Source organism: Streptomyces sp. NPDC088732, assembly GCF_044751205.1.
Lineage (GTDB): Bacteria > Actinomycetota > Actinomycetes > Streptomycetales > Streptomycetaceae > Actinacidiphila.
Genome location: NZ_JBIVLI010000007.1, coordinates 114,601 through 140,212 on the forward strand (window position 1 = coordinate 114,601; position 25,612 = coordinate 140,212).

Sequence of the window (25,612 nt, forward strand, 5' to 3'; positions counted from 1 at the left end):
CGCCAATTGCACCACCAGCTCGGATGATATTCGTCCGACACGTCCCGTGAGTCGGACAGTCGCCGCAGCGCACCCCTTCACTTAGGGAACCAGCAGGCCCGGCACCCGAGGAAAGGACGTCATGTCGGACACCTCGTGGCTTCGCTCCTCCGCAGCCCCCGCCGGCACCACCGTGCCCCCGGCCCCGGGACTGCTCTCCACTCTCGGCCCCTTGCTGCGCGAATGGCTGCCCCGGCAGCGGTGGTTCGCCGGCAAGGGGCGGCCGATCACCGCGTTCGGCCTGGTCTCGGCCACCGAGCTGCTGCCGGCGGACGGCCGGCTCGGCACCCCCGGGCTGCTCCATCTGCTGCTCGACGTCCACCAGGACGACCCGCACGAGGCACAGCGGCAGGGCCGCGGCCACGGGCACCCCGACACCTACCAGTTGCTGCTGGGCTCCCGGGCCCTGCTGCCGCCGGCCCTCGCGCCCGCGCTCATCGGGCACGCGGTCGGCGGGCCGCTGGACGGCCTCACCATCTACGAGGCACTGCACGACCCCCGGCTGACCGCCCTGCTGCTGGAACGGCTGCGGGCCCCCGGCCGCACCGGGCACCTGCGGTTCGGCGCCGAGCCGGATGCGGCGATCCCGGCCGGTCCGGCGCCGCGGCTGTCCACCGCCGAGCAGTCCAACAGCTCGGTGATCTACGGCGACAGCCACATCCTGAAGCTCTTCCGGCGGGTCGCGCCCGGCCCCAACCCGGACCTGGAGCTGTCGCTGGCCCTGGCCCGCGCCGGGTCGCGGCGGATCGCCGCGCCCGCCGCCTGGTTCGAGGCGGTGGGCCTGTACGACGAGCCCGCCACCCTGGGCGTGCTGCAGCGCTATCTGCCCGGCTCGTCCGGCGCCTGGGAACTGGCGTTGGAGGCCGTGGAGAAGGACCTCGACTTCTCCGGCGACGCGCACGCGCTGGGGCGCGCGACCGCCGAGGTGCACCTCGCGCTGGCGCGCGCCCTGCCCACCAGCACCCTGCGCCGGCAGCAGATCGAACACATCGCCGGGGCGATGGCCGACCGGCTGGACGCCGCGGCCGCCGCCGTACCCGCGCTCCGGCCGTACCGCGCCCGGCTGCGCGCCGCCTTCGAGGACCTCGCGGTGCTCGGCGAACAGGGCACGGAACTGGCGGCCCAGCGCATCCACGGCGACCTCCACCTGGGTCAGGCCCTGTTGACCCAGGCCCAGGGCTGGGTGCTCATCGACTTCGAGGGGGAGCCGGCCCGGCCGCTCCCCGAACGGCGCCGTCCCGCGCCGCCGGTGCAGGACGTGGCCGGCATGCTGCGCTCGTTCGACTACGCGGCCCGGCACCACGATCCGGCCGCCCCCGGCGCGCCCGAATGGGCCGAGACCCAGCGGGCCGCGTTCTGCGCCGGATACGCGGAGGCCGCCGGGACCGACCCCCGGGACGAGCCCGTGGTGATACGCGCCTACGAGACCGACAAGGCCGTCTACGAAGTGCTCTACGAGGCCAGGCACCGGCCCGCCTGGCTGCCCATCCCCATGGCCGCCGTGCGGCGCCTCTCGCAGCCGCTCCGCGGTGCCACCCCCTGACCGGGCACCCCCGCGCCCTACCGAGGAGGACCTGATCGTGACCGATCGTCAGCCGTTCCCCGACGCCGATCCCGGCACCCCCGGCCCCGGCGGGAACGGGCCGTCCGCCGCCGCGCGTTCCGCTCCCGGCGGCGGGCCCGAGGGTTCAGTGCCACCGCGTGCCGCGGCGTCGCCGGGCCCGTCCGCCCGTCCGGCGAAGCCGGCGCGCGGGGCGAAGGCGCCGAAGACCGGGCAGGCGGCGCAGGCAGCGCAGACCGGCCGGACGGGACGGTCCGCGGATGCCGCCGGGTCGTCGAACTCCCGGCGCAAGGCGGAGCGTCCGTCCGCGGCGACGAACGTCCCCACCTCCGAGGCCGTCGCGCGGGGTTACGACCCCGCCGGCTCCGACCGGCCGCCCGCCTCGGGCGGCGCGCCCCGCACGGTGCCCGCGACCGCAGCGGTCGGCCACCAGGCGCCGCCGCCCGGGGCCGAGGCGACCCGGCCGGCACCGGCCGCCGCGCCCGCCGACGTAACTCCCGCCCCGGCACTGGACGCCGGCGACCGGTGGCGCCTGCTGGACGGTTCGCACCACGACCCGCACACCCTGCTCGGCGCACACCCGGTGGCGGACGGCGTGCTGGTGCGCGCCCTGCGCCCCTACGCGCAGGCGGTGGCGGTCGTCACCGGCGACGGGACGCGGGCGGTGCTGCGCGACGAGGGCGACGGCCTGTTCGCCGGGGTGCTGCCGCCGACGGACGCATCGGCCCACCGGCTGCTCGTGACGTACGACGGCCAGGACCAGGAGGTCCACGACCCCTACCGGTTCCTGCCCGCGCTCGGCGAGTTCGACCTGCATCTGATCGGCGAGGGCCGGCACGAGCAGCTGTGGAAGGCACTGGGCGCCGAGCCGATGACCCACGACGGGGTGCCGGGCACCCGCTTCACCGTCTGGGCGCCGAACGCCCGCGGCGTGCGCGTGGTCGGCGACTTCGACTACTGGGACGGCACGGCCTTCCCCATGCGCTCGCTGGGCTCCACCGGTGTGTGGGAGCTGTTCCTGCCCGGCGTCGCCGAGGGGCAGCGCTACAAGTTCGACATCTGCGGCCCCGACGGCGCCCACCGCCTCAAGGCCGACCCCATGGCCCGCCGCACCGAGACGCCGCCCGCCACGGCCTCCGTGGTCACCGCCTCGCACCACGAGTGGCAGGACGCCGACTGGATGGCCCGGCGCGGCGACGTGCCCGTGCACGAGGCGCCGTTCTCGGTGTACGAGGTGCACCTGGCCTCCTGGCGGCCGGGGCTGTCGTACCGCGAACTCGCCGAGCAGCTCCCGGCGTACGTCCGCGACCTGGGCTTCACGCACGTGGAGCTGATGCCGGTCGCCGAGCACCCCTTCGGCGGGTCCTGGGGCTACCAGGTCACCTCGTACTACGCCCCGACCGCGCGGATGGGCACCCCCGACGACTTCAAGTTCCTGGTGGACGCCCTGCACCGGGCGGGCATCGGTGTGATCATGGACTGGGTGCCGGCCCACTTCCCCAAGGACGAGTGGGCGCTGGCGCAGTTCGACGGCGCGAACGTCTACGAGCACGCCTGGCGCGGCGAGCACCCGGACTGGGGGACGCTGGAGTTCGACTTCGGCCGCACCGAGGTCCGCAACTTCCTCGTCGCGAACGCGGTCTACTGGTGCGAGGAGTTCCACATCGACGGGCTGCGCGTCGACGCCGTCGCCTCGATGCTCTACCTGGACTACTCGCGCGAAGACGGCGACTGGGCGCCGAACGTGTACGGCGGGCGGGAGGACCTGGACGCGGTCGCCTTCCTCCAGGAGATGAACGCGACCGTCTACCGCCGCTGCCCCGGCGTGGTCACCATCGCCGAGGAGTCCACGGCCTGGGACGGCGTGACCCGCGCCACCCACGAGGTCGGCCCCACCGGCTTCGGCGGGCTGGGCTTCGGCCTGAAGTGGAACATGGGCTGGATGCACGACTCGCTGGAGTACGTCAAGCACGAGCCCGTGCACCGCAAGTACCACCACAACGAGATGACGTTCTCGATGGTGTACGCCTACAGCGAGAACTACGTGCTGCCGATCTCGCACGACGAGGTCGTCCACGGCAAGGGCTCGCTGGTGAACCGGATGCCGGGCGACTGGTGGCAGCAGCGCGCCACCCACCGCGCCTACCTGGGCTTCATGTGGGCCCACCCGGGCAAGCAACTGCTCTTCATGGGGCAGGAGTTCGCCCAGGGCGCGGAATGGTCGCACGACCACGGCCCGGACTGGTGGCTGCTCGACGAGACCTACTCGGCGGCCGGCGACCACCGGGGCGTGCGCGACCTGGTGCGCGACCTCAACACGGTGTACCGGGGCACGCCCTCCCTGTGGCAGCGCGACACCTCGCCGGAGGGGTTCGCCTGGATCGACGGCGGCGCGGCCGAGGACAACGTGTTCTCCTTCGTCCGCCTCGACGCGGCCGGCGACCCGCTGATCGCGGTCAGCAACTTCTCGCCGGTGGTCCGCCAGGGGTACCGGCTCGGTGTCCCGGACGGCGTGGAGGCGCTGCGTGAGGTGCTGAACACGGACGCCGCGGCGTACGGGGGCGGCGACGTCACCAATCCGGAGCCGCTGAAGTCCGAGCCCGTCGGCTGGAACGGCCGCCGGCAGAGTGTGCAGCTCACGCTGCCGCCGCTGGCCACGGTCTGGCTGCGGCCGGCGTAACGGGGCCGCTTCACGGGGAGAGGGCCGGGTGCTGTCCGGGTCCCCGGTTCCTCTCCCCACTGCGATGGTCGCACAAGAGAAGTTCGAATTTGAACCATCGCCCTGTGGTCCTGCTCACGGCCCGCACGGGCGTGGGGAACGGCGCCGGGCGCCTTCGGGGGGCACGACAGGGCCGCAGTTCTGATGCACCGTCACGACTCCTCAGTCGTAGGGCATTTCGTCCGCCTGTGGTGACACCCGGCGTGCCGTCGACCGCGGCTGAGCGCCGCCCGCCCCGGCGTGGGTACGCCTGCCTCGCCCCCGGCGCGGCATCGGCGTGCTCGCGGCCCCGCGACACACCACGCCCGGCAACCGCCCGGGCCGCCCCCGCCCTGGCGGGGCCTTCGCCGGGCACCGGGACCGGCACGGCACAGGCCTCCCTGCAGGCGACGCCAGGACGTGACGGGACCGCCCGACCGCAGGCGTACCCCACCGCGCCTCGACCCGCTGCACGCCGTACCGGGCCCCCGGGGGGCTGGTCGTACGCCGCCGCCCCGGCACGCGACGCTGTACGGACGCGCGGAACTCCGGCGCCTCGGCAGTACACGCCCGCGAGACCCGGGTGCCCCCGAGGGCGGGGGTTCGCCCTGTCCAACCGTCGCCGGGCCGCTCGGCAGGCACCGGGACCGGCAGGGTTCGGGTCCGAGGCCCGGATCGGGCATGCTCCGCGCCGGCGGTGTGGCCGGGCGGCACGTCGTGGCAAGGCGTGCCCGGCACCGCCGCCGTGCCGGGGGCGCCGTCAGCCCCCGGACCCCCGCACGTCCCAGGGCCCCGACCCGAAGGGTCAGGACACCGACGCGATCGCCGCGCGGGCCGCGCCGACGAGGTTCCAGAAGACCGGGCGCGTCGTGCTCCCCCTCCCGGCGCGGGTGTTGACGCCGAACATCGCGGCGCGCAGCGGGGCGGTGATCTCCAGTTGGGCGCCGCGGCCGCGGCGGGTGCGGTTGCAGATGTTGGCCGGTGAGAGGCCGGCGAGTTCCTTCGCCGCCGAGGCGTCGACGGCGTGGATGCCGGCCGCGGTGAGGGCGGCGGTGAGCCGTTCCGCGAAGTGGGTGTCCGCGCCGCCGACGAGGACGGCCCGGGCGCCGTCCGGGAGGCCCGCCTGCGCGGCGGTGCAGCCGTGCAGCGAGAGCACGCGCAGGCTGCCCGCGGCCAGCGCGCGGGCGACGGGGTCGTCGCAGCGCGTGGAGGTGACGTGGAGGGCGCCGTTGCCGGTGGGGCGCAGGCCCTCGAACATCCAGTAGTCGTACACCGGGCCGCCGGCCGGGGTGGGCGCGAGGTCCGCGGGGTGGTACCCGGCGACGGCGAGGCAGAGTTCGGAGGTGCCGGCCTCGATGCCGCCCGCGTGGGGGGCGAGGACCACGGTGTCGCCGGGCCGGGCGGTGGTGTGGCGGCGGAAGCGCCGGGCCCAGTCGGTGCCCTCGGTCAGGGAGGTGTCGGCGTACAGCGCGGTGTTGGTGGCGTACGTGTCGGATGCCGCTGAGGCGTACCCGGTGTGCGTCGGCATGAGGCGATCATCACGCACCGGCGGCCCCGGCTCCCGCCGGGAGCCGGGACCGCCGGACACGGAACGTGCGGTCCCGCCGGGCGACGGGGGGAAGAGCCCGGCGGGACGTGAGGGGGGCGGCCGCTCAGGCCGCCGGGGCCGGCTCCTTCTCGGTGGACACCGGCGCGGACGGCTCGCCGTGGCCGTCGTCGACGAGCGTGGTCTCGTCGAAGGGCAGCTCGCCGGCGAACACCCGCTCGGCGCGCTCGCGGTCGAACTCCTTGGTCCAGGTGCCGATCAGGACGGTGGCGACCGCGTTGCCCGCGAAGTTGGTGACGGCGCGCGCCTCGCTCATGAAGCGGTCGATGCCGACGATGAGGCCGACTCCGTCGACGAGGGCCGGCTTGTGCGACTGGAGTGCGCCGGCCAGCGTCGCCAGGCCCGCACCGGTGACGCCGGCCGCGCCCTTGGAGGCGATCATCATGAAGAGCAGGAGCGTGATCTGCTGGCCGATGGACAGCGGCTGGCCCATCGAGTCGGCGATGAACAGCGAGGCCATGGTCAGGTAGATCATGGTGCCGTCGAGGTTGAAGGAGTAGCCGGTCGGCACGGTGATGCCGACGACCGGGCGGCTGACGCCGAGGTGCTCCATCTTGGCGATGAGGCGGGGCAGCGCCGACTCCGAGGAGGAGGTCGAGACGATCAGCAGGAACTCCCGGCCGAGGTACTTCAGCAGCTGGAAGAGGTTGACCCCCGCGACGAGGCGCAGGATCAGGCCGAGCACGACGACGACGAAGATCAGGCAGGTGACGTAGAAGCCGAGCATGATCGTGGCCAGGGCCTTGAGCGCGTCGACGCCCGCGGAGCCGACCACCGCCGCGAGGGCGCCGAAGGCACCCACCGGCGCCGCCCACATGATCATGGACAGCACGCGGAAGACCAGCTTCTGGATGTGCCCTATGCCGCGCAGCACCGGCTCGCCCGCCGAGCCCATGGCCTGGAGGCCGAAGCCGACGAGCAGCGCCACCAGCAGGGTCTGCAGCACCTGGCCCTCGGTGAACGCCGAGACCAAGGTGACCGGGATGATCGAGAGGATGAAGTCCGGCAGCGACTCGGCCGGGGCGTCCTTGGCCTGGGCCTGGCCCGCGTCCTTCAGGGCGTCGGTCAGGTGCAGTCCGTCGCCGGGCTGGAGGATGTTGCCGACGACGAGGCCGATGGCCAGCGCCACGAAGGACATGGCGACGAAGTAGCCGAGGGCGAGCCCGCCGACCTTGCCGACCTTGGCGGCCTTCCGCACCGAACCGACGCCGAGCACGATCGTGCAGAAGATGATCGGCGAGATCATCATCTTGATCAGGTTCACGAAGCCGGTGCCGATCGGCTTCAGCTCGACCGCCGCGTCGGGGGCGACAAGGCCGAAGACGGCGCCGGCGATCGCGGCGACGACCACCGCGATGTAGAGGTAGTGGGTACGGTCCCTTCGACCCTGGCTGCGGCTCTGCACCGGCACTGACACCTTTGTCTCCTCGGTCCAGCCGGGCGCCGTCCCTGACGCCCGCCATCGGATAACTCCCGGTGACTATGCGCCCGCGCAGTGAGCCAGGTCACGTTTGCGTTCATTGAGTTCGCGGCCCGCGTGCACACTGGTGGGCATGCCGGTCCTCACCCCCTTCCGCAGCCCCGGATCGCGGCGCCGCGCGCGCCCGCGCAGCCTCGCGGGGCAGCTCTTCGCGATGCAGGTCGTCATCGTGGCCATGGTCGTCGCGGGCATCGCCGTGCTCGTGTACGTCAACGCCGGCAGCCGCGCGGTCGCGGCGGCCGAGGACCGGGTGACGGCGGCGGCGCGGGCGGTCGCCGACGCGCCCTCCGTCGCGGCGGCGATCCGCGGCCCGGACCCCACGCTCGCGCTCCAGCCGTACGCCGAGCAGGTCCGCAAGGACACCGGTGTCGCCTTTGTGACGATCATGAGCCCGGCCGGCATCCGCTGGACGCATCCCGACCCGCGCCAGATAGGCCGGCCGTTCCTCGGGCACATAGGCCCGGCGCAGCACGGCCGGACGTTCACCGAGACCTACACCGGCACGCTCGGCGCGTCCGTGCGCGTGGTCACCCCCGTCCGCGACGGCGGCCGCATCGTGGGGCTGGTCAGCATCGGCATCACCGTCCAGGCCATCACAGGCCAGGTGCGCGACCAGTTGACCGCCCTGATCGGGTTCGCGCTGGCGGCCCTGACGGTCGGCGGCGCGGGCACCTACCTCGCCAACGCCCGGCTGCGCCGGCACACCCACGGCATGGCCGCCGACGAGCTGAGCCGGATGTACGACTACCACCAGGCGACGTTGCACGCGGTGCGCGAGGGCCTGATCCTGCTGGACGCGGACCGCAGCGTGGCGCTCTGCAACGACGCGGCGCGCGAACTGCTGGGGCTGCCCGAGGACGTGGTCGGCGCGTACGTCGCCGAACTCGGCCTGCCGACCTCGCTGACCGGCGCGCTGCTGGCCGCGGAACCGCGCGTGGACGAGGTGCACCTGACCGCGGAGCGGGTCGTGGTGGTCAGCACCGCGCCGGTGCTCGGCGGCGAACGCCGGGGCACCGTGGTCACCTTGCGCGACCACACCGACCTCCAGGCGCTGACCGGCGAACTCGACTCGGTGCGCGGCTTCGCCGAGGCGCTGCGCTCGCAGGCCCACGAGGCCTCCAACCGGCTGCACACGGTCGTGTCGCTGATCGAACTGGGTCGCGCGGACGAGGCGGTGGAGTTCGCGACCGCCGAACTGGAACTGGCGCAGGCGCTGACCGACCGCGTGGTGGCGGCGGTCGGCGAACCGGTGCTGGCGGCACTGCTGCTGGGCAAGGCGGCCGAGGCGAGCGAGCGCGGCGTCGAACTGACCGTCAGCGAGGACAGCCGCATCGACGACGGCGTGCTGCCGGCCGCGCTGGCCTCCCGCGACCTGGTGACCGTCCTGGGCAACCTGATCGACAACGCCATCGACGCGGCGATCGAGGGCGCCGGCCGGAGCCCGGCCCGCCCGCACGTGGGGGTGACCGCCCGCGCGGACGGCGGTGTGCTGCTGCTGCGGGTCACCGACAACGGAACCGGCGTGGACCCGGCCACGGTGCGCGAGGTCTTCCGGCGCGGCTGGACCACCAAGAGCGAGGGCCGCGGACTGGGCCTGGCCCTGGTGGAACAGGCCGCGCGGCGGGCCGGCGGCACCGTGGACCTGGACCGCGCCGAGACCGGCGGCGCGGCCTTCACCGTACGGCTGCCGCTGCGGCAGGGGGTGCCGGCGTGATCAGGGTGCTGGTGGTCGAGGACGACCCGGTGGCGGCCGACGCGCACCGCCTGTACGTGGAGCGGCTGCCCGGCTTCGAGGTCGCGGCCGTCGCGCAGTCGGGCGGCGCGGCGCTGCGCGCGCTGGAGCGGCACCAGGTGGACCTGATCCTGCTCGACCTCAACCTGCCCGACGGGCACGGGCTCCAGGTGGTGCGCAAGCTGCGGGCCGCCGGGCACACCGCGGACGTGGTGGCCGTGACCTCGGCCCGCGACCTGGGGGTGGTGCGGCAGGCCGTCTCGGTGGGCGTGGTGCAGTACCTGCTCAAGCCGTTCACCTTCCCGGCGCTGCGCGACCGGCTGGAGCGCTGGGCCCGCTACCGCGAGGAACTGGCGGGCGGCGAGGCCTCCGGGCAGGACGAGGTGGACCGCGCGCTGGCGGCACTGCGCAGCCCCGAGACCTCGGCGCTCCCCAAGGGCCTGAGCGGTCCGACGCTGGAGGCGGTGACCGCCGCGCTGCGCGACGCCGGGGAGGGCCTGTCGGCGACCGCCGCCGCACAGCAGGTCGGCGTCTCCCGCATCACGGCCCGCCGCTACCTGGAGCACCTGGTCGACGTCGGCAGCGCCGTGCGGGCCCCGCAGTACGGGCAGGTGGGCCGGCCCGAGCTGACCTACCGCTGGGCGAGCGCCCGCAGGAGCTGAGCACACGTGCGGTGACGAGCCGTCGGGCCCGCGCGGCCTCGACGGCGTGACGACGGAAAGCACCCGCAGCAGCACGCGTTGACGACCCGTCGGAACTCGGACTCCGCCTCCCGCATCCGGTCCTCCGGGACCCGCTTGGACACCGTCACGTCACCGCCTCCGCCGGCGGCACCGCCCCCGATCGCGGCCCCTCGCGACGCTGTCACGCTGCCGAAGGCGCGCGGCTTCGACGGCACGCCGGCCGACAGCACCGGCGGGGACGCGTATTGACGTGCCGTCAGAACACGGACTCCGCCTCCCGCATACGGTCCTCCGGGACCCGCTTGAGCACCGTCACGGCCTCCGCCAGCGGCACCAGCTCGATCGCGGTGCCGCGCAGCGCCGTCATGTTGCCGAAGGCGCCCTTGTGCGCGGCCTCGACGGCGTGCCAGCCGAAGCGGGTGGCAAGGACCCGGTCGTAGGGGGTGGGGACGCCGCCGCGCTGGACGTGGCCGAGGATGACCGGGCGGGCCTCCTTGCCCAAACGCTGCTCCAGCTCGACGGCGAGCCGCGTGCCGATGCCCGCGAAGCGCTCGTGGCCGTACGCGTCGATCTCGCCGTGCACGTACGGCATGGTGCCCTCGGCGGGGTGGGCGCCCTCGGCGACGCAGACCACGGCGAACTTCTTGCCCCGCGCGAAGCGCTCCTCGACCATCGCGACGAGGTCGGCGGGGTCGAAGGCCCGCTCGGGCAGGCAGATGCCGTGGGCGCCGCCGGCCATCCCGGACTCCAGGGCGATCCATCCGGCGTGCCGGCCCATCACCTCGACGACCATGACGCGCTGGTGCGACTCGGCGGTGGTCTTCAGCCGGTCGATGGCCTCGGTGGCCACGGTGACGGCGGTGTCGAAGCCGAAGGTGCGGTCGGTGGCCGAGATGTCGTTGTCGATGGTCTTGGGCACGCCGACGACCGGCATGCCCGCCTCGGCGAGCAGCCGGGCCGCGGTGAGGGTGCCCTCGCCGCCGATGGGGATGAGCACGTCGAGGCCGTAGTCCGCGCACACCGTACGCCAGTTGTCGGCGGCCTCGTGCAGCCGGGAGCGTTCCAGGCGGGTGGAGCCGAGCACCGTGCCGCCGCGGGCCAGGATGCCGCTCACGGAGTTCAGGTCCAGGGTGCGGTAGCGACCCTCCAGCAGTCCCTTGAAGCCGTCCTCGAACCCGATCACCTCGTCGCCGTGGTAGGTCAACGCGCGATGGGTCACCGAACGGATGACTGCGTTGAGCCCCGGGCAGTCGCCACCCGCGGTGAGGACTCCGATACGCATGGCGCTCCGCGCTCCCTCCGGTAGCGTCCCAGGTCGCCTCTTTCGCATCGTAGATCCGTGCCTGACCCACCGCGCGTCTTACGCACAGCGGACTGTAATGTCAAGAGGCATCCCTCACCCGAATGGGTGATGTGCGAGCGACCAGAGATGCTGCCCGGCAGGAACGGAGAGAGCGCGTGACGCGCAGCGTGTACGTAACCGGGGTCGGCCGGGGGGACGGCAGGCAGGTCGTCGAGCTCGGCGTCATGGAGCTGCTCACCCGCCAGGTCGACCGCGTGGGCGTGTTCCGCCCGCTGGTGCACGACACCCCCGACCGGATGTTCGAGCTGCTGCGCAGCCGCTTCCGGCTCACCCAGGACCCGGCGACCGCCTTCGGCCTGAGCTACGAGGAGGCCGCGGCGCTCCAGGCCGAGCAGGGCCGGGACGCGATGATCGCCGTGCTCGTCGAGCGCTACCACCTGGTGGCCCGGGAGTACGAGACCGTGCTCGTGCTCGGCTCGGACTTCCACGAGACGAACCTGCCGGGCGAGATGGGCATCAACGCCCGCCTCGCCAACGAGTTCGGGGCCTCGGTGGTCCCGGTGGTCGGCGGGCGCGACCAGACCGCGGAGTCGGCGGTGGACGAGGTGCGCAACGCCCACCAGTCCTACAGCGGCTTCGGCTGCGACATCGTCGCCATGATCGCCAACCGGGTGCCCCGGGAGGCCCTGGACGAGGTCGCCGGGCGGCTGCGCCGGCTGCTGCCGGTCCCCGCCTACGTGCTGCCGGACGAGCCCGCGCTGTCGGCGCCGACGGTCTCCCAGATCGTCGAGACCCTCGGCGCGGAGGTGCTGCTCGGCGACGCCGGCGGGCTCTCCCGCGACGTCCTGGGCTTCGTCTTCGGCGGCGCGATGCTGCCCACCTTCATCCGCGCGCTGACCCCCGGCTGCATGGTGATCACCCCGGGCGACCGCGCCGACCTCATCATCGGTTCGCTCGCCGCGCACTCGGCCGGCTCCCCGCCCATCGCGGGCATCCTGCTCACCCTCGACGAGGTGCCCGGCCCCGAGATCATGGCGCTGGCCGCCCGGCTCGCCCCCGGCACCCCGGTGATGTCCGTGCCGACCGGCAGCTTCCCGACGGCCGCCGAGCTGTTCGCCCTGGAGGCGAAGCTCGGCGCGGGCACTCCGCGCAAGGCCGAGACGGCACTCGGCCTCTTCGAGACGCATGTCGACAGCGCCGAGCTCAGCGAGCGGCTGTCGGTGGTCCGCGGCGAGCGCGTCACCCCGATGATGTTCGAGCACGAGCTCATCGAGCGGGCCCGCTCCGGCCGGCGCCGCGTCGTGCTGCCGGAGGGCGCCGAGGAGCGGATCCTGCACGCGGCCGAGGTGCTGCTGCGCCGCAATGTGTGCGACATCGTGCTGCTGGGGAACGAGGACGCCATCCGCCGGCGGGCCGGCGAACTCGGCATCGACGTGGACGTCCCCGGCCTGGTGCTCACCGATCCGCAGACCTCGCCGCTGCGCGAGGGCTTCGCCGAGCTGTACGCCAAACTGCGCGCCCACAAGGGCGTGAGCTACGAACTCGCCTACGACGTCGTCGCCGACGTGTCGTACTTCGGCACGCTGATGGTGCAGCAGGGCCTGGCCGACGGCATGGTCTCCGGCGCGGTGCACTCCACCGCGGCGACCATCCGTCCCGCGTTCGAGATCATCAAGACCGTGCCGGAGGCCTCGATCGTCTCCTCGGTCTTCTTCATGTGCCTGGCCGACAAGGTGCTGGTGTACGGCGACTGCGCGGTCAACCCCGACCCCGACGCCGAGCAGCTGGCGGACATCGCGATCCAGTCGGCCGAGACCGCCGCCCAGTTCGGGGTGGAGCCGCGGGTGGCGATGCTCTCGTACTCCACCGGGACCTCCGGCTCGGGCGCCGACGTCGACAAGGTGCGCCGGGCCACCGAACTGGTCCGCGAGCGCCGCCCGGAGCTGCTGGTCGAGGGCCCGATCCAGTACGACGCGGCGGTGGACGCCCAGGTCGCCGAGACCAAGCTGCCCGGCTCGGAGGTGGCGGGAAAGGCCACCGTACTGATCTTCCCGGACCTCAACACCGGCAACAACACCTACAAGGCCGTGCAGCGTTCGGCCGGCGCTGTGGCCGTCGGCCCCGTGCTGCAGGGCCTGCGCAAGCCCGTCAACGACCTGTCGCGCGGCGCGCTGGTGCAGGACATCGTCAACACCGTCGCCATCACGGCGATCCAGGCCCAGGGCGAGCAGGCGGCGGCAGGCCCGGCTGCCCCCGCCGCCCCGACCGACCCCAGGAAGGCACTGTGACCGCGACCCGCGTCCTCGTCCTCAACTCCGGCTCCTCGTCGGTGAAGTACCAGCTCATCGACATGGCCGACGGCAGCCGCCCGGCGGCCGGGATCGTGGAGCACATCGGTGAGCCCGGCGGGGTCGCCGGCCACGCGGAGGCGCTGAAGGCCGTCGCCGACGAACTGGCCGCCCGCGGCCTCGGCCTGGACTCCCCCGAACTGGCCGCCGTGGGGCACCGCGTGGTGCACGGCGGCACCCGGTTCACCGAGCCGACGCTGGTCGACGACGCCGTGCTGGCGGCCGTCGAGGAGCTCGTGCCGCTCGCCCCGCTGCACAACCCGGCGAACATCACCGGCATCAAGGTGGCCCGCGCGATGCGCCCGGACCTGCCGCAGGTGGCCGTCTTCGACACCGCCTTCCACTCGACGCTGCCCGAGGCCGCGTACCGCTACGCCATCGACCGGGAGACCGCCGACGCCCACCAGGTGCGCCGCTACGGCTTCCACGGCACCTCGCACGCGTACGTCAGCCGGGCCACGGCCGCGCTGCTGGGCAAGGACCCCGCCGAGGTCAATGTGATCGTGCTGCACCTCGGCAACGGCGCCTCCGCGTCCGCGGTGCGCGGCGGCGTGTGCGTGGAGACCTCCATGGGCCTGACCCCGCTGGAGGGCCTGGTCATGGGCACCCGCTCGGGTGATGTCGACCCGGCCGTGGTCTTCCACCTCACCCGCGTGGGCGGGATGTCGGTGGACGACGTGGACGTCCTGCTCAACAAGCGGTCCGGTCTGCTGGGCCTGTCCGGCGACAACGACATGCGGGAGATCGGCCGGCGGATGGCGGAGGGCGACGAGGCGGCACAGCTGGCCTTCGACGTCTACGTGCACCGGCTGCGCAAGTACGTCGGCGCCTACACCGCCGTCCTGGGCCGGGTGGACGCGATCGCCTTCACCGCGGGTGTCGGGGAGAACTCCGCCGCCGTGCGGGAGGCCGCGATGCGGGGCCTGGAGGTCCTGGGCATCGAACTGGACGGGGTGCGCAACGCGGTGCGGGCGAGCTCGGCGCGGCTGGTGTCCGCCGCCGGCAGCACGGTGGCGGTGGCAGTGGTCCCGACCGACGAGGAGCACGAGATCGCCCGGCAGACGTACGCGCTGGTGACCGGTCGGTGACGTCTCCAGGTCACCTGGAGGCTCTAGTCTATGGCCGCCGTCCGCACCGTCCACGACTCCCCCGCACGGGAAAATTCCGGAGCGGAACAAATTGATAGGATCGTCCTCATGCGCCGAGCGAAAATCGTCTGCACCCTGGGTCCCGCCGTCGATTCCTACGACCAGCTGAAAACGCTGGCCGAAGCCGGGATGAACGTGGCCCGTTTCAACTTCAGCCACGGCAGCCACGCCGAGCACGAGGAGCGCTACCACCGAGTGCGCAAGGTCTCGGAGGAGACCGGGCGTGCCATCGGTGTGCTGGCCGACCTCCAGGGCCCCAAGATCCGCCTGGAGACCTTCGCGGACGGCCCCGTGGAGCTGGTCGCCGGTGACGAGTTCACCATCACCACCGAGGACGTGGCGGGCGACAAGACCATCTGCGGCACCACCTACAAGGGCCTGCCCGGCGACGTGCGGTCCGGCGACCCCGTCCTGATCAACGACGGCAACGTCGCGCTGCGCGTGACCGAGGTCGACGGCGCCCGCGTGCGCTGCCTGGTCGTCGAGGGCGGTGTCATCTCCGACCACAAGGGCATCAACCTGCCCGGTGCGGCCGTCAACGTCCCGGCGCTGTCCGAGAAGGACATCGAGGACCTGCGCTTCGCGCTGCGGATGGGCGCCGACATGGTCGCGCTCTCCTTCGTGCGCGACGCCAAGGACATCCGCGACGTCCACCGCGTGATGGACGAGGTCGGCCGCCGCGTGCCGGTCATCGCCAAGGTGGAGAAGCCGCAGGCGGTCGACAACATGGAGGACATCGTCGCGGCGTTCGACGCCGTCATGGTGGCCCGTGGCGACCTCGCGGTGGAGTACCCGCTGGAGAAGGTCCCGATGGTGCAGAAGCGGCTCATCGAGCTGTGCCGCCGCAACGCCAAGCCGGTGATCGTGGCGACCCAGATGATGGAGTCGATGATCACCAACTCCCGCCCCACCCGCGCCGAGGCCTCCGACGTCGCCAACGCGATCCTCGACGGCACGGACGCGGTCATGCTGTCCGCGGAGTCCAGCGTCGGCAAGTACCCGATCGAGACCGTGAAGACCATGTCGCGGATCATCGAGGCCGCCGAGGTCGAGCTGCTCAAGCAGGGCCTGTGGCCGCTCAACGGCCGCAAGCCGCGCACCCAGGGCGGTGCCGTCGCCCGTGCCGCCGCCGAGCTCGCGGACTACCTGGACGCCAAGACGCTGGTCGCCTTCACCAAGTCCGGCGACACCGCGCGCCGGCTGGCCCGCTACCGCGTGCCGCAGCCGGTGGTCGCGTACACGACCGACGAGTCCACGCGCAACTACCTGGCGCTGACCTGGGGCGTGCAGACCACCGTCGTGCAGTACGTCAACACCACCGACGAGATGGTCGAGATCGTCAACGAGGAGATGCTCAAGCTCAGCGACTACACCGAGGGCGACACGGTGATCATCACCGCCGGCTCGCCTCCCGGTGAGGCCGGTACCACCAACCTGGTGCGGGTGCACCACCTCGGCCACCGCGCCGTCTGAGCAGGCCGGCCGTTCCCGGGCCCGCACCGCGGGTCCGGGAGAACGGCGGAGGGCGCCTCCCCCGCAAGGGGTGGGCGCCCTCCGCCGTGTGCGGCTCCCGAAGGGTCCGGGGTTCGATCAACCCTTGGTGTTGTAGACGTGCATACCGGGGATCGTGAGCGTGCCGCCGAACTGCCCGGCCTGCTTCACCGTGACGTTGGTGAAGAAGGCGACCGGCACATTGACCGGCGGCGGGGTGTCGGGCGTGAACTCGACCGGGATGAGCCCGAAGAGGTTGCCCTTCAGCGACTCGGTGTACATCGTCACCGTGCCGCCGCGGATCGTGGACGTGCTGCCCTTGCGGGCCTCGACGTGGCCGACGACGCCGCCCGGGTAGAAGACCTCCTGGTGCAGGTCCTTGATGTCCAGGGTGGAGGCCGTGAACTTCAGTACCGGCTTGGTCTTCCCGCTCCAGGTCTTCACCTCGACGATGCCCTTGTAGTCCAGGCCCGTGAGGGTCAGCACACTGCTGTGCAGTATCCAGGCGTCGTCCGCGAGGAGCGCGGGGGTCTCCTGGTACGCGGCGTCGGCCAGAGCCTGTGCGTCGTGCGTCGGGCACGGGAACGGGGTCTTCCCGTCCGCCGACGTGACCAGGGGGCTCGGGGTGTCGGCCGGCTTCTGCGTCGCCTTCCCGGTGGCGTCGTCCGCGGCCTTGGTGGCCTCGGACAGCGCCTTCCTGACCGCGTCGGTGGTGTCCTTGACGGACTTGACGGTCTTGCCGGGCTTGCCGGGCTTGCCGGTCGACGTGTTCGTGCTGCCGGCCTGCGGGGTCTGCGACGTGGCGCTCGGGGTCGGCGTGGCGGTCGCGGAGGGCTCGGTGTCCGCCGGGGCGGACTCGGTGCCCTTCTTGTTGACGCCCAGCAGGTCGCCCAGCGCGTCGCCGAGGCCCAGCGGGTCCAGCGGCTTGGAGGACGGCTTCACCGACGGGGTCGCGGGCGTGGACGGGGTGCCCGTCGTACCCGTCGAACCACCGCTGCCGGTGTCGTCCTTGCCGTCGCCGGCGCCCGTGCCGGAGCCGGGGTCGGACGGACCGGTCGTCGGGGTCACCGAGGGCTTCGGTGTCTCCGGCGTTTCCGGCTTCTGCGGCTTGTCCGGCTTCGTGTCACCGCTCGGCGTGCTGCTCGTCGGCGTCGAGGACGGCGAGGGCTCGTCGGGCTGCTCCACGCACTTCGTACCGGAGAACGGGTTCTTCGGCAGTTCGTCGGCAGAGGCCAGCCTCGGGGTCAGTCCCATGCCCATCAGGACCGCCGTCGGCATCGCGGCCAGGGCTATCGCCTTGCCCGCCGGCATCTGCAGCTTGGTCAGCAGCGACTTCCGCGGGGCCGCGTGCCGCGGCCCCGGTCTCACACGGGTGCCGTTCCCAGCGGCAGCGGAAGCCGGCTGATCCTCATCACCCCGCACTGTGCCTCCCGTTCGCGTCTGCGGTTCGCTCTGTGCCGTCCTCCGGCTCCTGCGCAGCGCTGCCGGCCGGCGCCTCGGCGGGGTACTCGCCGTACGCCTTGGCGTAGGGGGAGTCCGGCGGGGGCACGTAGCCGGTGTCGCCGTCGTACCCCGCGCCGCCACCGGGCAGTTCCGCCGCCTGCGGTCCGCCCTCGGCGGGCGCGACACCCGGGGCCCAGGCCACGGAGAGCGCTCCGCCGACCAGCCCGAGCACGAAGCCCACGAAGAAGCCGCCGAAGTTGGAGACCACCAGGGAGACCAGGGCGAGCAGGATCGAGGCGATGCCCGCGAACACCCGGACCGCCGACTGGAACCACATGGTCAGACCGAGGACGACCAGCAGCACGCCGATGATCAGCGAACCGGAGCCGGCCGTGGTGGCCATGGTCAGGCTGAGCGAGCCAAGGGTGATGTTGGCGTACGGGAAATAGGCGATGGGCAGTCCGGCCAGAACCGTCAGCAGGCCCGCCCAGAACGGCCGCTGCCCGCGCCACACGCGGAACCGGAACCGCCAATAGTCGAACCCGCTCAGTCCATGTGTCTCGGCGCTCATGGAAAACTGCTCCCTGGGACTGGCGTTACAAAGAAAAAAGCGAGTGGGTGGGGAAAGGTGAGGGGCGTCCCGCGCCCCTCACCCCCCTGGTGGTGCTTAGAAGCACTCGTAGCCTGCGCCCGAGCCCTTCTTGACCGACATGCTCAGCCCGCTGAGCTTGAAGGTTCCCGCGCTGGTGGCCCAGGCGGTCTGCCTCACGTCGGTCAGGTCGGCCGAGTCGGCCTCCTGCGCGAAGGAACCCGGGTCCGACTGGTCGCCGGTCTTGATGCCGGGACCCTTCTTGCTGTCCCCGGCCGCCACGCCGATGTTGATGTTGGTGAACGTGGCGTCAGCGTTCAGCTGGTCCAGGTCGATGTAGAGGTTCTTCGCCTCCACCTTCTTGTCACCGTTGCCGGCGCCCAGCTTCAGCGTCACATCGCCGAAGACGGGGACCGGAACCACGACGGACTGGCACAGGCCGGAGATCGTGGCGTTACTGAACGCGGAGACCGCGACCGGGATCGGCCTGCCGCCGTGCTGGACGTCGATGGCTCCGTACTGGACGAAGCCCTCACCGTGCAGGCTGTCGGCCTTCACCTTGAACTGCTGGCCGGACACACTGAACGACGCGGCAAGCGCGCCCTGGCCCAGGGCCACGCCTATCGCGGCGGTGGCCGCGACGCTCGGCACCATGACAACGGCGAACCGCTTCCATCTGGTACCGCCGCGAATGAGCGACTCCATGACTTTCCTCCTTCTCGGACGTACATCTCCGGCCGGAATCGTGGGGATTGCGGCGGGATGGGAGAAGAGCTACGTCCTCGGGAAGGAGAGCGCCGTACAGACGGCCGTCACGCGGGATGGCGGACGGCGTTGTCCGGAAATCGGCGATCACCCCCGAGCGACAACCACTGGCCACGCTCTCGCGCAACCTGCTGGACAGGCCCTGCCGGGTGGCAGAGACCCCCCTGTCCACGTGACGCGGCCGCTGCTGGCACAGCCTTCGCGCCCCGGCCCGGTGGGGACCCGTACGACGAGCGGGCGGCTGGATGCCGACACCTCGGCAACGGACCGAGCTTGGCCGATCGTGGTCCATTCGGGGCCGCTGCACAAGGGGCTTCGTTACTAGCGGGTAACGGTGCGATAACCCAGTCAGTATGGTCTGGACCAGATCGACTACGCAGGGTAGTTGCGTTGAGGGTGTGAAATTGCCTCAAGGGGTGATAGATCCGGACAGATGTCCGTCACTCTCTTACCGGAAGTAACATCGGCCGCACTTCATCAAGATTTGGTAAAGCGCGGCCGATGCCGCATTCGGCTCGAAAGGTCTTTCGAGGTGGGGACGGTCGGCGCGACCTCAAGCGATCAAGGGCGCGACGGGATCAGAAGAGCACCCGGGCCAGTGCCGAGCGGGCCGCGGTCACCCGCGGGTCGTCCGGTCCGATCACCTCGAAGAGCTCCAGCAGCCGCATCCGGGCCGCGTCACGGTCCGTACCCGTGGAGCGGCGCACCGCGTCCACCAGCCGTCCGAAGGCGTCCTCCACATGTCCGCCCACCAGGTCCAGATCGGCCACGGCGATCTGCGCCTGCACGTCGTCGGGGTGGTCCGCGGCGGCCTTGCGCAGCGCGTGCGGGTCGGCTCCCTCCACCCGCTGCAGCAGCTCCGCCTGGGCCAGGCCCAGCTTCGCCTCGACATTGCCCGGCTCCCCGGACAGCACATTGCGGTACGCCTGGATCGCGCCGCCGAGGTCGCCCTGGTCGAGCGCGTCGTGTGCCGCGGTCAGCGCCAGCTCCTGCGGGCTCGGCGGGCGCTCCTCGGCCGGCGCGGCGGGCACCCCGCCCTCGACCGGGGTGCCGACGATGCCGAAGCGCTGCTCGGCGACGGCGACCAGTTGGTCCAGCACCTCGCGGATCTGGTCCTCCGGCGCCGCGCCCTGGAAGAGCGGCATCGCCTGGCCGGCCAGCACCGCGAACACCGCGGGAATCCCCTGCACGCCGAACTGCTGCACCAGCAGCTGGTTCGCGTACACATCGATCTTGGCGACGACGACCCGGCCCGCGTACTCGGCGGCGAGCCGCTCCAGCGCGTCCTGCAACTGCACGCTGGCGTCCGCACGGTCGGTCCAGAAGTGGACGACGACCGGGACTTCGGTGGAGCGCTGCAGGACGTCGGTCTCGAAGGTGGCCTCGGTGACCTCGGTCACCAAAGCGGGGGCGGGTACTCCCCCGGTGCGGGCGGCTTCCGCGCGGGCCTGCTCGGCCTTTGCCTTGGCCTCACCGGCCGCCTTCACCGCGGCGAGGTCGACCACGCCGCTCATGGACATGTTCCGTGGCTGCATGGACCAATCCTCCCCCCTCGTCGCGGTTCCCGGGGAATCGCCCCCCGGAAGCGCCGCCATGGCGCGTCTTGACGCCGGAAGCACGACGCGGGGTCCCCGCCCACGCCTCGTGGCTGCCGACTGTTTCGATACGCGCCGTAGCGTAACTCCATGGTCGCGCACAGCGCAACGGGGATAGGGTGCCCAGCCATGTGCCCGCGTGAAACAGGACGACGAACCGGCCGCCCCCGCAGTGCGGAGGCCGACCGGGCGATCCTGGACGCCGCGCGGCAGGCCCTGGTCGAGACCGGCTGGTCCAAGTTGACCATGGGCGACGTCGCGGCGCGGGCCAAGGTGGCCAAGACCACTCTCTACCGCCGCTGGGCCGGCAAGAGCGAACTCGTCGTGGACGCGGTGGCCGCGCTCTTCGACGAACTGGAACTCCCCGACCGCGGCAGCCTGCGGGCCGATGTGGAGGGCGTCGTCCTGCAGTTCGCGGCCCTGCTGGAGCAACCCGCCACCAAGACCGCGCTGATGGCGGTGGTCGCCGAGGCCACGCACGACGTGGCGCTGCGGCAGCGGATCCGCGAGGCGATCGTGGACCGGCAGAAGCGGCTGGTGGTCCAGGGCCGGCAACGCGCCCAGGCCCGCGGCGAGATCCCGCCCGACGAGGGCGACCCGGCGCCGCAGGTCGACCTCGTCTTCGACGTCATCGCGGGGGCGGTCGTGCACCGCACGCTCGTCTCCTGCGAGCCGGTGGACGCCGACTGGGCGGCGCGCTTCACCGCGGTCCTGCTCGGCGGGCTGTCGGCCGCCACCGGCTGATCGTCCCGGGCCGCCGCACCGCCGACGCAACTCCCTTGCGTTCGCCCGCCGTTCGGCAGGACGTCTTCCTGCGGGCGTTCCCGGAAGTTCATCAATCCCGCGGCGCCGGGGTCTTGCCGCGATGTCATGGCACCGCCATGCTTACCCGCGGGTATCTACTCGCATAGATTCCTCACCGGTTCCGCACAGTTCCGCGCATTTCCGCACAGCTTCATGAAGTTCTGCCCAGCTCAGCACAGTTGCGCACTGCTTCGACCTGACAGTGCGTCAGTTGATCGCTCGCCCCCAGGAGGATCGATCCACGTGAGACGTCATCACCCTCGTCGGCGCGGCGCCGTCGTCTCCCTCGCCGCTTCACTGCTCGCCCTGACGGCCGGCCAGACCGTGAGCGCCCTGCCCGCCACGGCCGCCCCGCACCCCCACACGCCCGCCTCCGCGGTCTCCGCGGCCGAGGAGCAGGCGGCTCGTGCGATCGCCGGCTCGCTCACCGACACCGCCTGGCGCGCCCGGGTGGGCAAGGCCGCGCTCGCCTCCGGCGACGTCGCCGTCACCACCCTGGCCGGCCAGGCCCGGGGCTCCCTGAAGACCGAACTGGCCGCCGCCGACCGGCGGATCGCCGCCGCCAAGGGCCTGGACGCCGGCGTCGGACCGCTGCTGCGGCTGCGCCTCGGCGACGACTCCATGCGCGCGGCGCTGGCCGCCGGTGCGGCGCCGTGGGTGACCGCCGCCTCCCTGGACGACGACGCCGCCACCGTCACCGCCTGGGACAGCCAGGGCCGTACCCACACGCTGGACGCCCGCAAGGCGCCCACGCACCCGGTGTACGTCGTGGACATCGACGGCTCCAAGGCGCTGGCCGCCGGCCTGGCCGTGATGAACAAGGAGCTGACCCGCTACGGAGTGGCCTCCGCCAAGGCCACCCCGTCCCGCGCGCAGGCCCCGGCGGCCGGCTCGCGGGCGCAGGCGGCGGCCACGGGCGGCTTCTGGACCACCCGCATCACCTCGGTCGAGCTGTCGGACGACGAGGAGCCCTGGGTCAAGGGCGACGCCGAGATCTACACCCTGGTCACCGGCTTCGGGCAGGACGGCGCCGTGCGCGTCGACCCCGTCGACATGCCGTACCTGGACAACGACGGCACGGTCTACCGGCCCAACCAGATCCTGGTGAACTGGTCGAACTACAAGTACAACCTCGCCGACGCGGTGATGATGGAGGAGGACGGCAGCACCAACTACCGCGACCTGGCCAAGGCCATCGCCACGGCGCTGCTCACCATCACCGACCAGGGCACCTACATCCCGCTGGTGAACGCGGTCCTGGACGCGATCCCGGACGACTGGTGGACCGACGACCCGGACTACGTCGACTCCTGGTACACCCTGGCGCAGAGCGACAACGGCACCCGCTACGGTGCCCGCGGCAACGGCTGGATGACCGTCGAGCCGTACTTCGTGCAGCAGTTCTGAGTCATAGCGGCGCCACGGCGGGCCCACGGCGCCGCGACGGCACGAGGCCGGCGGGAACCTCCTGGTTCCCGCCGGCCCTCGGCGTTCGCGCCGCCGATGTGCTCAGAAGCGCGCGGGCTCGGTGTAGCTGCCCCATTCGTCGCGCAGCGCGCCGCAGATCTCGCCGAGAGTCGCCTCGGCGCGCACGGCCTCCAGCATCGGCTCGATCATGTTGGTGCCCTCGCGGGCCGCGGTGAGCATCGCCTCCAGCGCCTTGCGCACGGCGGCGTCGTCCCGCCGCTCCTTGCGGGCGGCCAGGACCCGCACCTGCTCGCGCTCCACCTCGTGGCTCACCCGCAGGATCTCCAGGTCCCCGGTGACCGAGCCGGTGTGGCAGTTGACGCCGACGACCCGCTTGTCGCCCTTCTCCAGGGAACGCTGGTACTCGAAGGCGGCCTCGGCGATCCGGCCGGTGAAGTAGCCGTCCTCGATGCCGCGCAGGATGCCCGAGGTGATCGGGCCGACCTCGTGCCGCCCGTCGGGCACGGCGCGGGCGCCCAGTTCCTTGATCTTGTCGAAGATCTTCTCCGCGTCCGCCTCGATGCGGTCGGTCAGCGCCTCGACGTACCAGGAGCCGCCGAGCGGGTCGGCGACATTGGCGACGCCGGTCTCCTCCATCAGCACCTGCTGGGTGCGCAGCGCGATCTCCGCGGCCTGGGCGCTGGGCAGCGCCAGCGTCTCGTCCAGGGCGTTGGTGTGCAGGGAGTTGGTGCCGCCGAGCACCGCCGCCAGCGCTTCGACCGCGGTGCGCACGACGTTGTTGTACGGCTGCTGGGCGGTCAGCGAGACGCCAGCGGTCTGGGTGTGGAAGCGCAGCCACTGCGCCTTGTCGGACGTCGCGCCGTACACGTCGCGCATCCAGCGCGCCCAGATCCGGCGCGCCGCGCGGAACTTGGCGATCTCCTCGAAGAAGTCGAGGTGCGCGTCGAAGAAGAAGGAGAGCCCCGGGGCGAAGGTGTTGACGTCCAGCCCGCGCGACAGGCCCAGCTCCACATAGCCGAAGCCGTCGGCCAGGGTGTAGGCGAGCTCCTGCGCGGCCGTGGAGCCGGCCTCGCGGATGTGGTAGCCGGAGACCGACAGCGGCTTGTACGCGGGGATGCCCTTCGCGCAGTGCTCCATCAGGTCGCCGATCAGGCGCAGGTGCGGCTCGGGCTCGAAGAGCCACTCCTTCTGCGCGATGTACTCCTTGAAGATGTCGGTCTGCAGGGTGCCGTTGAGCACCGCGGGGTCGACGCCCTGGCGCTCCGCGGCCACCAGGTACATACAGAAGACCGGCACCGCGGGACCGGAGATCGTCATCGAGGTGGTGACGTCGCCGAGCGGGATGTCCCGGAAGAGGACCTCCATGTCGGCCGCGGAGTCGATGGCCACACCGCAGTGGCCGACCTCGCCCAGCGAGCGCGGGTCGTCGGAGTCCCGGCCCATGAGGGTGGGCATGTCGAAGGCGACGGACAGACCGCCGCCGCCCGCCTCCAGGATCATCTTGTAGCGCTCGTTGGTCTGCTCGGCGTTGCCGAAGCCGGCGAACTGGCGGATGGTCCAGGTGCGGCCCCGGTAGCCGGTGGCGTGCAGACCGCGGGTGAACGGGTACTCCCCGGGCCAGCCGATCCGCTCGAAGCCGGGTACCTCCGCGCCGGCCGGCGGCCCGTACACCGGCTCCACGGTGTCCCCGGAGAGCGTGGTGAAGTCCGCCTCGCGCTTGCGGGAGGCGTCGTAGCGCGCCTGCCAGCGGCTGCGCCCCTCGTCAATGGCTGCAGCGTCCATGCCGGTGTCCGCCTCTCATCGGTGCGGGGCCGTCCTCGCACGTCCTTGTACAAGGAGGTCTACCCCTGTGGGGCGAAAATACTAGGACGTCCTAGTATTTGTCGACGGCAAAACCCCCCGTCCGCACAGGGAGGGGGGTATCCGCAGGTCAGGTGGTTGTCAGACCTTGACGGGTTCACCCGTGGGGAGCACCAGCGGCGCCACCTCGCGGGTCACCTTGCGCTCGACGAAGAACGCCGCGGTGGGGACGGTCCCGGCCAGCAGCACCCACAGCAGCTTGCCGAAGGGCCACTTCGCCTTGGATCCCAGATCGAAGGCGAAGACCAGGTACAGGACGTAGAGCCAGCCGTGCGCGATGGCGACGACCTGGGTGAAGCCCGCGGCGCCGTCGATGTGCAGCAGGTACTTGGCGATCACGCCGACGGTCAGCAGGACCAGCAGCACACCCGTCACGTAGGCGAGGGCGCGGTACCGGGTCAGGACACTCTGCTTCATGCGCCGAAGCCTAACCGGTGCGCTTCGGGCACTTTCCCCCGGGCCGTCCCGTGGCCGGCGGGCGTCCGGCTCCCCGGGCAGCGCGGCTACGACTCGAAATCCCCCGCGGATATCCGCAGCGGCCGCAGCAGGGCGAAGATCTCCGCGCACTCGTCGTCGTCGTACGCCTGGAGGCCGAATTTCATCCCCATGAGGTCGTCGGTGGCGGCCTCGCACACCTCGCGGCCCTTGGCCGTGATGGAGGCCAGCGTGCCGCGCCCGTCGTTGGGGTTGGGGCGCTTGGCGACGAGGCCGGCGGCCACCAGGCGGTCGACGGTGTTGGTGACCGACGTCGGGTGCACCATGAGGCGCTCGCCGATCTTCGACATCGGCAGCTCGCCCTCCTTGCTGAAGGCGAGCAGCACCAGCGCCTCGTAGCGGGCGAAGGTGAGTCCGTAGGGCTTGACCACGGCGTCGACCTGGCTCAGCAGGATCTGCTGGGCGCGCATGATCGACGTGATCGCGACCATGGACGGCACGCGCCCCCAGCGCCGGGTCCAGATCTCGTCGGCGCGGGCGATCGGGTCGAAGGGCAGGCTGAGCGGCTTGGACACAGGGCCGAGCCTACCCGCCGGTCACATGG

The 25,612-nt window shown here is 72.2% G+C and carries 19 protein-coding genes; 9 read left to right on the top strand and 10 right to left on the bottom strand.

What is annotated here, in order from left to right; all coding sequences use genetic code 11:
- The first annotated feature begins 121 nt into the window (after positions 1-121).
- Positions 122-1,582, top strand: coding sequence for a maltokinase (locus tag ACIP9H_RS14555; protein WP_401959257.1), 1,461 nt, complete (start codon positions 122-124; stop codon positions 1,580-1,582).
- 37 nt (positions 1,583-1,619) lie between these two features.
- Entirely contained in the window at positions 1,620-4,280 is a 2,661-nt protein-coding gene (gene glgB, locus ACIP9H_RS14560) for a 1,4-alpha-glucan branching enzyme (RefSeq protein ID WP_401580236.1), read from the top strand.
- An 823-nt stretch (positions 4,281-5,103) separates the two neighbouring features.
- Here glgB and ACIP9H_RS14565 read toward each other — a convergent pair.
- Together ACIP9H_RS14565 and ACIP9H_RS14570 are read right to left on the bottom strand one after the other, a co-directional pair.
- Positions 5,104-5,826, bottom strand: coding sequence for a poly-gamma-glutamate hydrolase family protein (locus tag ACIP9H_RS14565; protein ID WP_401580237.1), 723 nt, complete (start codon positions 5,824-5,826; stop codon positions 5,104-5,106).
- A 124-nt stretch (positions 5,827-5,950) separates the two neighbouring features.
- Positions 5,951-7,315: a cation:dicarboxylate symporter family transporter gene (locus ACIP9H_RS14570; RefSeq protein ID WP_360909950.1), complete on the bottom strand. Its 1,365-nt coding sequence runs from the start codon at positions 7,313-7,315 to the stop codon at positions 5,951-5,953.
- Between the two features lie 142 nt (positions 7,316-7,457).
- Here ACIP9H_RS14570 and ACIP9H_RS14575 point away from each other — a divergent pair, with 142 nt between their 5' ends.
- Both ACIP9H_RS14575 and ACIP9H_RS14580 read left to right on the top strand, forming a co-directional pair.
- A complete protein-coding gene (locus ACIP9H_RS14575; RefSeq protein WP_401580239.1) occupies positions 7,458-9,098 on the top strand; it encodes an ATP-binding protein in 1,641 nt (546 codons plus the stop codon).
- Entirely contained in the window at positions 9,095-9,778 is a 684-nt protein-coding gene (locus tag ACIP9H_RS14580; protein ID WP_401959260.1) for a response regulator, read from the top strand. Before ACIP9H_RS14575 ends, ACIP9H_RS14580 begins: the two co-directional genes overlap by 4 nt.
- Positions 9,779-10,055: 277 nt before the next feature.
- Here ACIP9H_RS14580 and ACIP9H_RS14585 read toward each other — a convergent pair whose 3' ends face one another.
- Positions 10,056-11,081 carry an ATP-dependent 6-phosphofructokinase gene (locus ACIP9H_RS14585; protein ID WP_401580244.1) on the bottom strand — a complete coding sequence of 342 codons (1,026 nt, stop codon included), beginning with the start codon at positions 11,079-11,081 and terminating at the stop codon, positions 10,056-10,058.
- Between the two features lie 176 nt (positions 11,082-11,257).
- Between ACIP9H_RS14585 and pta the strand changes: the two genes are divergently transcribed.
- The 3 genes from pta (at position 11,258) to pyk (ending at position 16,071) form a co-directional block, all read left to right on the top strand.
- Positions 11,258-13,390 (top strand): phosphate acetyltransferase, encoded by a 2,133-nt coding sequence (gene pta / locus ACIP9H_RS14590; RefSeq protein ID WP_401959262.1) that lies wholly within the window; start codon positions 11,258-11,260, stop codon positions 13,388-13,390.
- Positions 13,387-14,538 carry an acetate kinase gene (locus ACIP9H_RS14595; RefSeq protein WP_401580248.1) on the top strand — a complete coding sequence of 384 codons (1,152 nt, stop codon included), beginning with the start codon at positions 13,387-13,389 and terminating at the stop codon, positions 14,536-14,538. Before pta ends, ACIP9H_RS14595 begins: the two co-directional genes overlap by 4 nt.
- Before the next feature lie 108 nt (positions 14,539-14,646).
- Positions 14,647-16,071 (top strand): pyruvate kinase, encoded by a 1,425-nt coding sequence (gene pyk, locus ACIP9H_RS14600; protein WP_401580250.1) that lies wholly within the window; start codon positions 14,647-14,649, stop codon positions 16,069-16,071.
- A 117-nt stretch (positions 16,072-16,188) separates the two neighbouring features.
- Here the strand turns inward: pyk and ACIP9H_RS14605 are convergent, their stop codons facing one another.
- From ACIP9H_RS14605 to ACIP9H_RS14620, 4 genes are all read right to left on the bottom strand, one after another.
- Positions 16,189-17,511 carry a hydrogenase expression protein HypF gene (locus tag ACIP9H_RS14605; RefSeq protein ID WP_401959265.1) on the bottom strand — a complete coding sequence of 441 codons (1,323 nt, stop codon included), beginning with the start codon at positions 17,509-17,511 and terminating at the stop codon, positions 16,189-16,191.
- Positions 17,501-18,103: a DUF6114 domain-containing protein gene (locus tag ACIP9H_RS14610; protein ID WP_401580254.1), complete on the bottom strand. Its 603-nt coding sequence runs from the start codon at positions 18,101-18,103 to the stop codon at positions 17,501-17,503. Before ACIP9H_RS14610 ends, ACIP9H_RS14605 begins: the two co-directional genes overlap by 11 nt.
- A 96-nt stretch (positions 18,104-18,199) precedes the next feature.
- The gene (locus ACIP9H_RS14615) at positions 18,200-18,826 is read right to left on the bottom strand and encodes a DUF6230 family protein (protein ID WP_401580256.1); all 627 of its coding nucleotides are present in this window, start codon (positions 18,824-18,826) and stop codon (positions 18,200-18,202) included.
- Between the two features lie 638 nt (positions 18,827-19,464).
- A complete protein-coding gene (locus ACIP9H_RS14620) occupies positions 19,465-20,421 on the bottom strand; it encodes a tetratricopeptide repeat protein (protein WP_401580258.1) in 957 nt (318 codons plus the stop codon).
- 189 nt (positions 20,422-20,610) lie between these two features.
- Here ACIP9H_RS14620 and ACIP9H_RS14625 point away from each other — a divergent pair, with 189 nt between their 5' ends.
- Together ACIP9H_RS14625 and ACIP9H_RS14630 are read left to right on the top strand one after the other, a co-directional pair.
- Entirely contained in the window at positions 20,611-21,225 is a 615-nt protein-coding gene (locus ACIP9H_RS14625) for a TetR/AcrR family transcriptional regulator (RefSeq protein ID WP_401580260.1), read from the top strand.
- Positions 21,226-21,528: 303 nt separating this feature from the next.
- Entirely contained in the window at positions 21,529-22,692 is a 1,164-nt protein-coding gene (locus ACIP9H_RS14630; RefSeq protein WP_401580262.1) for a DUF3103 family protein, read from the top strand.
- Between the two features lie 102 nt (positions 22,693-22,794).
- Here ACIP9H_RS14630 and ACIP9H_RS14635 read toward each other — a convergent pair whose 3' ends face one another.
- From ACIP9H_RS14635 to ACIP9H_RS14645, 3 genes are all read right to left on the bottom strand, one after another.
- Positions 22,795-24,495, bottom strand: coding sequence for a methylmalonyl-CoA mutase (locus ACIP9H_RS14635; protein ID WP_401580263.1), 1,701 nt, complete (start codon positions 24,493-24,495; stop codon positions 22,795-22,797).
- 159 nt (positions 24,496-24,654) lie between these two features.
- Positions 24,655-24,990 (bottom strand): DUF3817 domain-containing protein, encoded by a 336-nt coding sequence (locus ACIP9H_RS14640; protein WP_401580264.1) that lies wholly within the window; start codon positions 24,988-24,990, stop codon positions 24,655-24,657.
- A gap of 86 nt (positions 24,991-25,076) precedes the next feature.
- Positions 25,077-25,583: a MarR family winged helix-turn-helix transcriptional regulator gene (locus ACIP9H_RS14645; RefSeq protein WP_401580266.1), complete on the bottom strand. Its 507-nt coding sequence runs from the start codon at positions 25,581-25,583 to the stop codon at positions 25,077-25,079.
- Between the last annotated feature and the right edge of the window lie 29 nt (positions 25,584-25,612).